Below are 12,321 nucleotides of genomic sequence, written 5' to 3' on the forward strand. Positions count from 1 at the left end.
TTTATTTTGTTGAATTAAATGAAGAGTCTATATTTTTGATTTTGAGAATTATAAGGGTTATAACTACCATAAAAAGCCACAGAACGAAGGTTTTAATAAACAACCAACTTTGGACAAGCTCAAATGTCTTCAACCATAATTCAGAGTCAGAAAAGGAGAGACCAGTCTCGCTTCTTGTTAACGTAGCGGCACCGAATATACTTATTGTACCACCTATAAGTAGAAACTTACCTATAATGAATAGGGCAGCTAACCAAAATGGGTACTTAATAAGCCATGATTCCATCTTGTTTACTGTATAAACACCACCAATTATGGCAGCAAAGCTGGATATCATCAAGTAATTTAAAAATCTACCCCAAAGGTTATAATCGGCATCTCTCATTTCTCCGTAAAGAAGACTTGCGTGCTCGTAGAAGAAGAAGAAATTAGCAGTTAATACCCATATTAATATAATCCAAATAGCCCTTTTGGAACGGAACATTTGTAGCTTACCTTTTAACAAATTCATTTTCTAGCAATTGTTTGGTGAAACAAGTTATACAATATACAATTTTATTCACTCTAAGTGAGCTCTTATAAAATTGCGGATACAAAATGCACTCGTTAAACAAAATGAAATCAAAAAACTGACTCTAGAACACCAACCAATATTGTATTTATCTTTTACTAGAAATTTCTCTTCTCCATTAGCAAAAAAGCCTCCCAAATAATTGGGAGGCTTTTCTAAGTCGCTTTAGATCAAGCTAGTTTGTACTGCTAAAACTCAATTAAATCATCAATTTCTACCGGCCATTACCCCACCATCTACGTCCCAGATAGCGCCTGTGGTCCAACTTGCTTTATCAGAAAGTAGGAATGTGATAGCATTGGCCACTTCTTCTGCTGTACCGTTTTTACCAATTGGATGAAAGCTATTAAATCCTTCCAAGGCCTTTTCTGCTTCCTCTTTTCCTCCAAAAACACCATGGTATACTGGTGTATCCACTACTGCAGGAGATACCGCATTGACCCGAATGTTATAATCTGCCAATTCCATGGCAAGATGTTGGGTCAATGAATGTAATCCGGCTTTTTGCATAGAATATGCTGAAGATGGAGTAGCTTTTATAGCCTGTTTTGCCCACATAGAACCAACATTTACAATACTTCCACCACCATTCGTTTTCATTTTTTTGGCTACTGCCTGAGTGATAAAAAAGAAGCCACGGTTTAAATCAAGATAGGAATCATAATCAGCAACGGTATGGTCTAGGAACGGTTTTGGTCCAAAAATCCCTGAAGCATTGACCAAATAATCCACTTTTGGGAATGACGCTATCTTAGCGATAAAATCCTCCAAATCTTTTGGATCAGTGATGTCCACTCTGTGGGTGTGCACCTTACCTACTTCCTCAATTTCTGTCTTTGCTTGGTTCAATTTCGATTCTGTAACACCTACAATATGTACTTCTACTCCTTGTGATGCTAATTGTGTTGCTGTGGCTTTGCCCATTCCGCTATTGCCCCCTAAAATTATTGCTGTTTTCATACCTTATCTCTTAAGTTGTTAAAAGGTTATTTAAATTTTGACTTAGTACTTCTTTTGGTAATACTCCATTTTGTTTTCCTGCTATTTTTCCTTTTTTGAAGTAGAACAACGCCGGAATACTGCGTACCTGAAATATTGAGGATAACTCCGGATTTTTATCTACATTAATTTTTGAAATAACAGCCTTACCTTCAAACTCTTTGTCCAATACTTCCAGAGTTGGGTGTAACGCATTACAGGGCCCACACCAGTCGGCATAAAAATCAACCAATACTACTTCGTTACTATTTATGGTTTCCTGAAAATTCGATTTATCTAACTGTTGTATCATCTTTTTATTTTTTTAGTTATTATTTACTATTTGTTTTACAAAGTTGAGAAGAAATTGACCGCTCATGATAGGTATGTATTCCTGATAAGTAGGCAATTCTTCCCAGTTTGATTTTTATATTTCCACAGCTATTGGGAAGTCTATATCCACATCTGTAACATTGTGGAATAAATTGGTAATCGTAATTATACCTATAGCTACTATTAAGTCTACCAAGTTTGCTTCGCTATAACCCGCCCCATAAAAAGATTCCAATACTTCTTCTGAGACCTTCCCCTTTTTATCGGCTACTTCTCGTGCAGTTTGCGCTAAAACATTTGCCTTATAATCCCAACTGGCACCTCCTTTTCGTAGCTCGATAATCTGTTCATCGGTAAAACCGTTCATCTTCCCAAGTGCTGTATGAGCAGATTGGCAATAACGACAACCATTTAATTGGCTTACGGCTAAATCGATGATTTCCTTTTCCTTCTTTGAAAAAGATGTGGGTGCAGATGAAAATTGTAAATAACTGCTCAGCGCATTTTCAGAATGTGCCATCGCCGCGTAAATGTTAGGTACAAAACCTAAACCCTTTTGGAGATTATCAAAAACTGTTTGATTATTTTCAGATACTTCTCCTCTTGTAGGAACTTTGAATTTTGACATTGTCTATTTTTTTTAATTGTTAATACTAAATTTTGACAATGCAAAGATGCTGCAACAAAGGAAGGTGCTGTTAGGTAGGAATACCCGAAGAGTAGGCAATTCTTCCCATTTGCCATTTTTTACGAGAAATAGGGGGATTTACTGCTTATAAAGAATCACGAACCCATCATTTATCTGGGGGATTCTTTGTTAATGGCAATATCTATCAAAAGTAACTTTCAGACGCAATATGGAAGAGGTGCGATATTATGCATTCTATTGAATTATAGCAGCTTTCTTAAAGTCTGTTGGTGAAAGTCCCTCATGATTTTTAAAAAAGCGTCCAAAGGTCTGTAAATCTTCAAAACCTATCTCATAGGCTATTTCCTTAATACTCTTGTCGGTATATCGCAACAATCTTTTGGCTTCAAGCATTTTGCGGTCCTGAATAAATTGAAGAGGTCTCTTTGACGAGAGTTTTGAAAATAGATTAGAAAGGGTTTTGGGAGATTTATGCAGCATTTCAGCATACTCGGCGACGGTATTTTTGGTTCGAAAATGTTTTTCTACTAGGAAATTATATTCTCTAATAATATCAATGCTAGCATTTTCGATTTTATGATAGTTCTCTTGCGATTTAAAGACCCTTGTACACATAATGATGAAACGCTTTAACATAGACTGAAGCATTTCGAGTTGTAGTTCGTCGTTAGATTGCAATTCAATCTCAAACATTTTCCATACCGTCTGAAATTTTTCAAGCTCTTCTACAGGAATATCAAATACAGGTAGTTGTGAGGCACCAAAAAACAATATGCCTTTACATCCTACTTCGCTATCATGGTCGATGATACAATAAAACGCTCTATTAAATCGAATCAATTTGGCATTGCAAACACCGGAAATATCTACTTTGTGGAATTCCGTTAAGCTTACAATTTGATTTTTACAGAATCGATAATCAATATTATCAATAGTGATTTTACTACTGTCCTGTTCAAACCAAACAAATGTTAAAGGACTTTCCATAGCTTCCTTTTGAACAAAGCAGTTGTTACTGTGTATGTTCTCAAGCTGCAAATATTCGTTTGTAGGACCTTTGTATATCATTTATTTAGATTGTTACATTTATATTTCGATGGATTTGCTACTAAAATAGAAATTGAATTACGCCTACATATATTTCTTATTTACATAATCGCTAATCTAATGAATTTTGATTTTGCGGAACATTAGCTCCTTCCGAGATAAATGCTTTTTTTAGCTTATTTCAATTGTCGTCTGAAATATCCGAACTATACAATCAAAACACTCTTAAGTGATATCTTGCACCATCTTATCGGCAGTTTCAAAACCACTAGCTATAGCTCCATCCATATATCCTCCGTTGGAATAAGACGTTTCGGCCGCTGCGAAGAACAGTTTTCCATTGTGATAAGGCCGGTTAAAAAGAGCATTGCCATAGAATAATTTATAGGGTAACGTTTCACCATCTTTTATCGAAGTAAAATCATCTTTTGACCAGTCTTTCTCTGAATAATCGATATACTTGTTAATTTCCTTTCCAAATACATTTTCAAGAAAATTTAAAATAATTCTCTTCCTTTCTTCCTCTGGTAGGAAACGGAGTTCGTCCTTTACAAAACCCATTAACCCAAATACATTTCCATCGAAAGAAGAGTGGTCGTACATTTCGGTTATAGGGCTGGATTGTCCAAAAACAATCCCAGAAAACCCCTGTTTTCGCCAAAATGGACTTGAAAATGTGAGACCAACTTTGATCGCATGTGACATCCAAGTATGCGTTTTCTGCATCAAGTCATTTAATTGGTTTGGAAGGCTTGGTTCAAAGACCATTTGGTAAGCCAACTTAGGTGGAATACAAATTACTGCCTTATGACATTTAAAAACTTCATTCTTGGTATGTAGTTTTAAACCAACAGATGTATTTTCAACCTTTACAACCTTGGTCTGCATTTGAATTTTATGAGGAAACTCATCGGCTAATCGCTGTATTAATTTGATAGAACCTCCTGCTATGCGATACGTAGGAAGACCATTTGAATCTCCCTCAAAGTATTGTAGGGGAGTACCCGACTTAGAAGCTATAATTCCTTTTCCTGAAACATACTGCTCAAAACTAAACATTCCCAACTCTTCAAGAATTTTATGTATCCGATCGTGATGTTGCTGAAACCAAGCAGCGCCTAAATCGATACCATCGGCTGTCAAAATTCTTCCTCCTATACGGCTTCGTCCCTCCAATAGTATAAAATCTTCAATTCCTGATTTCATGAGTCGATACGCGACTGAAAGTCCCGTTAATCCTGCTCCTACAATGATATATCTATGACTTTTCAAATTAGATTCTTAAGGCATGTTTAAACATAATATTGGGTCCTTATCCCATCAAACTACCTAATTGAAATTTTAGAGATTTGCGTGCCCTGTGCAATGTTACCCATAAATTTGATTGATTTATACCGAGTTCTTCACAGATATCGTTGGTTTTCCACCCCAAGGTTTTAAGTCGAATTATTTGCGCTTGTCTTGCAGGGAGGTTTTCAATTGTTGTATGAATGATATCATTTACAACTTGACTATCTAGTTTAGTTATTTCATCTTCGCAAGCAGAATTGGCAACCTTTTCTTCTAACCAATTATAATTTTGGTTTCTGTTAGCTTCGCCAGCCCTCATAAATGCCTTTCCTTTTCTAGTATTGCACTTGCGATAATAATCTATTATTTTTCTTTTTAAAATTGCTATCAACCAGGTACTTTCCTTAGCATCTCCTTTGTAATTAGGGGCAGCCAAAAATGCCGCTAGAAAAGTGTCTTGTACCAAATCCCTTGCAGTTTCTAGATGACCCACCCGATTTAATGTATAAGTGACAAACATATCATTATAAGATTCAACCCACGCTTCCGGATTCAATATGCGTTTTTTTATTACAGTATTCATATTTTATGTTATTTGAAATTACTATAGGATAATGAATCATCGAGGGCTCACTATTAAGTGAGCCCTCAACGAATCAACTAAACCAACCAACTACAAAACAAACTAAACCAATTCAGTTTCTAATGGCTGGGCAATAGGAAAATCTACAGGAACACGTGTAGTATTATTTAGATAATTGGTAACGGTTTTGTCACCGGCTATCATAATAGCATCTACCAGATTTTCTTTGCTCCATCCATTGTTAAAAAAGTTCTCGAGTACCTCGGGACTCGTTCTCCCTCTATTTTCAGTTATATTTCTCGCAAACCTTGCTAGGGCATCAAGTTTTAAATCCTTTGATGATTTTCCTTGGCGAAATTCTATTATTTCCTCTTCTGTAAAGTTGTTCATTTTTGCTACCGCTGTATGGGCTGAAAGACAGTACTCACAGTTATTGACTTGACTGACAGCCAAATTTACTACCTCTTTCTCTTTAGCCTTGAGCGAACTCTTTGCATTGGAAAAATCTAGATAGTTTTTCAATCCATTCTCGGAATTTGCCATCGTAGCAAAAAGATTAGGCACAAAACCTACTGACTTTTTTAGATTGTCAAAAATTGCTTGATTGTTTTCACTTACATCTTCATGCTTCGGTACATCGAATGTTATCATAACTTTATTTTTAAAATTGATATATAATTGAGACTGTAAATTTCTGTAGAAAGAATTTTTTTCGTAATAGTGAATTTTCCCTAATATTTATTCATACTTCCCGATATGCAGTGATTTCATGTTTTGTACGGAAGACTTATCCCTGAATGCAAACTCTCTTTATAAAGAAGAAGATGCCTAAACCCCAACCATCAGTAGTAAAACTTAAATTTTCATTCTATTTTGTGATTTATAAGTAAAGTGCAAAATAAGACCCTAAAAAGTAGTGAAGTATTGCTTAAAGAGCCGTAAATTAAGTCATTAACAAAATCTCAAACAAGGACATGAATATGCAGGTCAAACTCATGAAAATTCAAATGATTTTTGCTCTCTTTGTATACCATGTCACTTTTGCCCAAACTACTTTCGAAGGAGAGGTTAAAGATGAAGAAGGAGAACCATTGGTCGGAGCCCATGTGACGCTCCAACCGAATAACCAATTTAGCATCACTGACATTAATGGAGTCTTCAAGGTACCGAATATTACACCAGGAACATACTTGGTCTCTATTACCCATTTAGGATCAAAAACGTATACAGATAGTCTTGAGATAAAGAATGACCCCTTATCAATATCGGTAATTATGGAAGATGACCTCCTTAGCCTTCAAAGTGTAGTGGTCACGGGCAGTTTTGAACCCCGTACACAATTAGAATCGAATACCGCAATTACAATTTTAAACTCGAGGGCTCTGGTAAAGACATTTCCAAGAGGCACAGCTGATTTATTGCAAAATATCCCTGGGACTTTTACAGACCCTTCCGCAGGCGAGGTATTTACGAGGGTATATACCAGAGGAATTTCAGCATCGGTAGAAGATGATCTGGGTTGGTATTATGTTTCGTTACAAGAAGATGGTCTGCCAGTAAGTTTGGTACAGCATTCTTTTTATAGTCCCGATATTTTCCATCGAACCGACTTAACTACTCGGAAGGTAGAGGCAATTCGAGGAGGAAATGCAGCGATTACCGCACTTAATGGACCGGGTGCAATTTTTAATTTTATATCTCGCGGTCCGAATAACAATTTTAATGGGGAATTTTCCATTTTGGGAGGAATTCAGGGGGATGGTAATGAAATCTCCAAATTAGATGGAACCATTGGTGGGCCATTGGGAAATGACTGGTATTTCAATATCGGAGGACATTACCGTTGGGACGAAGGTGCCCGAAACGTAAATTTTACTTTTAGTAAAGGAGGACAACTCAAATTTAATATCATAAAAGACCATGACAAGGGATACATTAAGTTTTATGGTAAGTTACTCGATGATTTCACTAATAGATATAATGGTGTAGCGGCGGTTAATTGGGATAATCCAAGTGCTGCATTTGGCCAAAATTTTAACACGACGGCATTATTACTTCCAAAATTAAATACAACTATTCCAGATGGTCGAAATACGTTGGGTGGTGCGTCGAATTCTTTCAATACTTCTGAAGGGCTACATGCTCAAGATCTGGCTTTCGGAATTGATGTTTTCCAAGAGTTTGAAAAAGAATGGAAACTCCGTCTGAACATAAAGTATTCTGATAAAAGTGCCGAATGGGAAACATCACAGGGAAACTCATTAATTTCATTAAATAACCCGGTAGCCTATTTTGCAAGTGGTGCGGAGCTTCCCATAGGACAAGTCGTCTTTCGGGATGCGAATTCTAAAGAAGAAGTGGCCAGGGTCAATAATAGTGGAATAGTAATGGGTAGTTCTTTTGAATATTTGAGTGATGGTAGACTACCTAACGATGGCATAATGGGAGCATTACCATGGTACAAACAAAACGAAACACAGGAATGGATCGGCCAATTCTCTGTAAGTAAAGAATTGGAAAGACATGATTTAAGCTTTGGTATTTCGGGCGGGTTTTCAGATACATCAACATTTACCCAAGCAAGTTTCGCATATGTTACGTATGAACCAAACCCCAGAATGCTAGAGGTAACCCTTGAAAACCCAGGACAGCCCGTAATTGATTTGTCGGATTCAAATGGCATAAGCAATTATGGACGTTTATTTTACGGTAATTCAAGAGCTAATGTTGAACAACTAGCCACTTATATCAATGACCGTTGGAATATTATTGACAGGGTACACTTAGACATAGGTTTCCGTTATGAGAATATTAAACACCAAGGCAGTAATGATAGATTTGCTCCCTTAGATCAGAGTGGTGGTCTTGATGGCAATGTTAACACAGCTTACGATAACGAAATACAAAGTTCAACAGGAATGGTCGATAATTTTAATTTCAACTATGACTACCTCTCATATTCCTTTGGTATAAATTATAAATTTTTTGATGAAGCTGCAGTTTTTACTCGTTTTTCATCAGCCAATAAAGCACCCGAGCTCAATTATTATTTTAATAATTTTTCGAATGTACCTATTAATCAGGAAGGACAGGTGCAAAAAATCCAACAGGCCGAATTGGGTTTCAAGTGGAACAAAAAAAGATTCTCGTCGACCGTTACAGCTTTCTGGAGTCAATTAAAAAATGTTGGCTTTATAGATTTTGAGTTTGACCCTGACGACGGTAGTATTTTTTATGCTCCAGTTCAATTTAATAATTCAAGGACCATTGGAGTGGAATTGGAAGCTGCCTATACGCCTATAACTAACTTAAGTTTTCTGGCCAATGCTACCATCCAACATGCAAAGGCCACAAAATGGACGGTTTATGATGCAGCCGATACTGTAGATATGAGTGATGATTCTATTGTCGATTTTACCGGAAATAGTTTGCCCTATAACCCAAACTTAATGTTGAATTCTACTGTAGAATATGATAATAATAAGTTTAGCGCTTTTTTGAAGTGGCAATTTATGGGTGAGCGTGAAGCAAACGTAGCCAATGGGTTTCAATTGCCAGCTTATAGTATTTTCAATTTGGGGCTCGGTTATAAAATAAGCCAAAAGTTATCTGCGAATTTATTAGTAACCAATATTTTCAATTCTGCCGGACTATCCAACTTTTTGGGAGTGAACAGTATAGGAGCCAATGTAAATGATGTGACCACCCAATTCGTAACACAAAATCCTGATACAAGTTTTGTGGTTGTTCCGGTTCTACCTAGGGGTACTATCCTCAAATTGAATTATAGATTTTGAAAGTGTTAAATTGATTGTCTTAAAAGAGTCTGGCAATCTTAATCCAGTCATAAGATATAAATACAAGAGAAATAAACATCTTCCCCCTATATTTCTAATTATTAACACCTACCTTTTCAATTACACCTGTTTCCAAAGCTGTTTTCCCTCTTAAATTCCTAAAAAGGGAAATAAGTATAAATAGTTAGGAAATGACACTATTCTCTAGTGTATTCTTCTCGTTTAGTTTTGTTTACATAAAACCAAAGTACAGAGATGAAACTTTCAAATTCAATAAATCATTTTATAAGTCTCCTCAAATGTCAGAAGCTCGAGGATAGCGTAAAGCTGTACATGGATGATAGTATTCAAGTAGACCATAACGGGAAAAGCAATAGAATAGAGCACAATTGTTGGAACAGATTTATGAAAAAAATCTTCCTTAATGAAAAGACCTCAATCCTGCAGCTCGATATTAGTGACGATAGTATTAATGAAAATTCCAATGCATTTGTCATTCATATAATCTGTAAAAAAGAAAGTGGAGAACTATTTTTTACCGAAATACATATTCAGAATACATGGATCAAAAACAAAATATCGAAACTGAGCTACAGTACAATTCACTTTTAAATAAATAATTATGACAAACAGATTTAACATTTTCGTAGTACTAGGTTTTTTGATTTTGTTTCAATTAACCTCTTGTATTGATCCAAAAGAGGAGTACGTTGCTGTTACGCACTTTACAATAGACGCCAACGGTGAATTAGAAAGACCAACAGGTTATCGAAGCTGGGTCTATGTTGGAACCCCGGTGACACCTAATGATATGAATGATGGTAAGGCACCTTTCCCAGAAATGCACAACGTATACATTGACCCTCATAGTTTTGACCACTACAAAAAAACTGGAAAATTCCGTGAAGGGACAATTCTTGTTAAGGAACTGGTAAGCATCGGCTCCAAGACGGCTGTTAGTGGAAATGGTTATTTCGCAGGAGAGTTTATCGGTTTAGAGGCATCTGTTAAGAGCAAGGAACTTTTCCCCGACGAACCCGGCAATTGGGCCATATTCAGTTTTACCAATCCGGAAGAAGGTACTTTAAAACAAACCGCGGCGGCCTTCCCAGCAGCCATGTGTAACACATGTCATCAGAGCAATGCAGAAGATGACTATGTATTCACTCAATATTACCCCGTACTAAGAGCGGCTAAGGGTATAGGAATGGATATAAGTCCAGAGGATAATCCAGAGCGAAAAGCCTCTAAAAAAGAAGTCAGTATTTGGGATGCTACAGTACCGACTCCAGAAGGTTTAGTCCTCGAAATTCCGTTAGAGAGAAACCAATTGTTCGCCTACCTGAAAGAGGGAAAATACAAGGCCTATAAAAATCAAGAAAAAGAATTACACCCTTCGGAAGGGCCACATCAAAAAGTAGGACTACCAGTTAAAGTATTCATCAATGACATATTGGCCAAGTCTCTTGAAGCAGGAAATGCAGAGCATCCTTTAGGTTCTGTTTCAGTCAAAGAAATGTATAATGAAGACAACCAGCCGGCGGGTTGGGCGGTTTTTGCCAAAACCCATGACAAAACTGATGGAGGTAATGGATGGTTTTGGTATGAGGTTACGGATTCAGAAGATGCCACCAAAATTGCAGCGATAGGAAATGGGGTAATTGGATGTACAAGTTGTCATACGATAGGAAAAGATATGGTACGATCTAAATTTCCACTTAATTAAATAACTCTTAAATCATTTACAAATGAAATCTACAAAAGAAAATATCATTCTTACAGTCAATAGCTTATTCGCGATTGCGATTATCGCGCTCTTCACAGTCGCCTGTTCAGATAAGCCATCGGACGGTTACGAAACTATTACCTATTACAAATTAGACACCAACGGTGAACTGATAAGGCCAACAGGATATAGAAGTTGGGTCTACGTTGGAACTCCTGTAACACCTAACGACCTTAACGATGGGAAAGCTCCCTTTCCAGAAATGCACAATGTATATATAGACCCTCAGAGTTTTGATCACTATAAGAAAACCGGAAAGTTCCGTGAAGGTGCTATTCTCGTAAAAGAACTAGTGAGCATAGGATCTAAAACGGCTGTAAGTGGTAATGGTTATTTCGCGGGAGAGTTTATCGGTTTAGAGGCATCTGTCAAGAGCAAGGAAAGTTTTCCCGATGAACCTGGTAATTGGGCCATATTCAGCTTTACCAACCCAGAAGAAGGCACGTTAAAGAAAACTGCTGCTGCCTTCCCAGCGAATATGTGTAACACATGTCATCAGGCAAATGCACAAGATGATTTTGTATTCACTCAATATTACCCCGTATTGCGAGCTGCCAAAAATATTGGTATGGACGTTAGCCCTGAAGATGCCGCCAAACGGATGGCGACAGCCAACAAATAATTTAAAGCTATATAAGGTAAGAGTTGACCTTTCATATAGTAGACTATGATTTTGTCAGGTAAGCTCAACTCATAAACATCAACAATGGCAATCATCTCGGCTCCATCATAATGTCGACTAGAAAATGAAAGAAATATATAAAAAATACAGGTTCTTTTTTGCTATTATGCTATGTTGTTCCGTGACATGTGTAGCTTATGGTCAAGAAGTTACGCCAGATTCTTCTGAAAAGAATCATTCCAAAAATAGACCGGGATTTGAGTTGGTAGTTTCGGGAGTTGTAATTCATAACCCAGAAGCAGGTCATACAGATCCTTTGACAGAACTTCATTTTACGTACTGGACTAGTCATACTTGGGCATTTGGTGTTGGGTATTCTTTAATCTATGAAGAAGAGGGAAGGGTTGGCCATGAAGTTGCAGCTTTAGTGAGCCATAAACCCTGGCCGATATTGACCTTGAACGCAGGACCCAGCTTTGCTCTGGCGAATTCAGAAAGTGACTTCGAAGTTTCGGCATATTTAGAAGGGGAGTTGAATATTCGAATCGGAAAGAACGGGTTTCATACAGGACCGGTCGTTGGCACCTTGATCGGAGGTGAATTCAGATATTTTGGAGGATTTCATTTAGGGCTTGAATTTTAAAAACAATTAAGTTTATGTGCAC

13 protein-coding genes are annotated in these 12,321 nt (G+C 37.0%); 5 read left to right on the forward strand and 8 right to left on the reverse strand.

Annotated elements, in window-relative coordinates; genetic code table 11:
• Nucleotide 1: 1 nt before the first annotated feature.
• From ACKWCD_RS11360 to ACKWCD_RS11395, 8 genes are all read right to left on the reverse strand, one after another.
• Nucleotides 2–511 carry a hypothetical protein gene (locus ACKWCD_RS11360; protein WP_413984072.1) on the reverse strand — a complete coding sequence of 170 codons (510 nt, stop codon included), beginning with the start codon at nucleotides 509–511 and terminating at the stop codon, nucleotides 2–4.
• Nucleotides 512–778: 267 nt separating this feature from the next.
• A complete protein-coding gene (locus ACKWCD_RS11365; RefSeq protein WP_413984073.1) occupies nucleotides 779–1,531 on the reverse strand; it encodes an SDR family NAD(P)-dependent oxidoreductase in 753 nt (250 codons plus the stop codon).
• 10 nt (nucleotides 1,532–1,541) lie between these two features.
• Nucleotides 1,542–1,862: a thioredoxin gene (gene trxA / locus ACKWCD_RS11370; RefSeq protein WP_413984074.1), complete on the reverse strand. Its 321-nt coding sequence runs from the start codon at nucleotides 1,860–1,862 to the stop codon at nucleotides 1,542–1,544.
• Nucleotides 1,863–1,976: 114 nt separating this feature from the next.
• Nucleotides 1,977–2,510: a carboxymuconolactone decarboxylase family protein gene (locus tag ACKWCD_RS11375; protein ID WP_413984075.1), complete on the reverse strand. Its 534-nt coding sequence runs from the start codon at nucleotides 2,508–2,510 to the stop codon at nucleotides 1,977–1,979.
• 255 nt (nucleotides 2,511–2,765) lie between these two features.
• Nucleotides 2,766–3,518: a helix-turn-helix domain-containing protein gene (locus ACKWCD_RS11380; RefSeq protein WP_413984076.1), complete on the reverse strand. Its 753-nt coding sequence runs from the start codon at nucleotides 3,516–3,518 to the stop codon at nucleotides 2,766–2,768.
• Nucleotides 3,519–3,803: 285 nt separating this feature from the next.
• Nucleotides 3,804–4,850, reverse strand: coding sequence for a flavin monoamine oxidase family protein (locus ACKWCD_RS11385; protein WP_413984077.1), 1,047 nt, complete (start codon nucleotides 4,848–4,850; stop codon nucleotides 3,804–3,806).
• Nucleotides 4,851–4,890: 40 nt separating this feature from the next.
• Nucleotides 4,891–5,451 (reverse strand): RNA polymerase sigma factor, encoded by a 561-nt coding sequence (locus tag ACKWCD_RS11390; RefSeq protein WP_413984078.1) that lies wholly within the window; start codon nucleotides 5,449–5,451, stop codon nucleotides 4,891–4,893.
• Between the two features lie 102 nt (nucleotides 5,452–5,553).
• Complete coding sequence (locus ACKWCD_RS11395) at nucleotides 5,554–6,102, reverse strand: carboxymuconolactone decarboxylase family protein (RefSeq protein WP_413984079.1); 549 nt, start codon at nucleotides 6,100–6,102, stop codon at nucleotides 5,554–5,556.
• Between the two features lie 329 nt (nucleotides 6,103–6,431).
• On the opposite strand from ACKWCD_RS11395, the gene ACKWCD_RS11400 reads away from it, so the two are divergent.
• From ACKWCD_RS11400 to ACKWCD_RS11420, 5 genes are all read left to right on the forward strand, one after another.
• Entirely contained in the window at nucleotides 6,432–9,248 is a 2,817-nt protein-coding gene (locus tag ACKWCD_RS11400) for a TonB-dependent receptor (RefSeq protein WP_413984080.1), read from the forward strand.
• Nucleotides 9,249–9,653: 405 nt separating this feature from the next.
• Nucleotides 9,654–9,860, forward strand: a complete 207-nt coding sequence (locus tag ACKWCD_RS11405) for a hypothetical protein (protein WP_413984081.1) — start codon at nucleotides 9,654–9,656, stop codon at nucleotides 9,858–9,860.
• A 10-nt stretch (nucleotides 9,861–9,870) separates the two neighbouring features.
• Nucleotides 9,871–10,974, forward strand: a complete 1,104-nt coding sequence (locus ACKWCD_RS11410) for a cytochrome P460 family protein (protein WP_413984082.1) — start codon at nucleotides 9,871–9,873, stop codon at nucleotides 10,972–10,974.
• 22 nt (nucleotides 10,975–10,996) lie between these two features.
• Nucleotides 10,997–11,656, forward strand: a complete 660-nt coding sequence (locus ACKWCD_RS11415) for a cytochrome P460 family protein (protein WP_413984083.1) — start codon at nucleotides 10,997–10,999, stop codon at nucleotides 11,654–11,656.
• Between the two features lie 124 nt (nucleotides 11,657–11,780).
• A complete protein-coding gene (locus ACKWCD_RS11420) occupies nucleotides 11,781–12,299 on the forward strand; it encodes a hypothetical protein (RefSeq protein WP_413984084.1) in 519 nt (172 codons plus the stop codon).
• The last annotated feature ends 22 nt before the right edge of the window (nucleotides 12,300–12,321 follow it).

It is taken from the genome of Maribacter taeanensis (assembly GCF_047345145.1).
Classification (GTDB): Bacteria; Bacteroidota; Bacteroidia; order Flavobacteriales; family Flavobacteriaceae; genus Maribacter_C.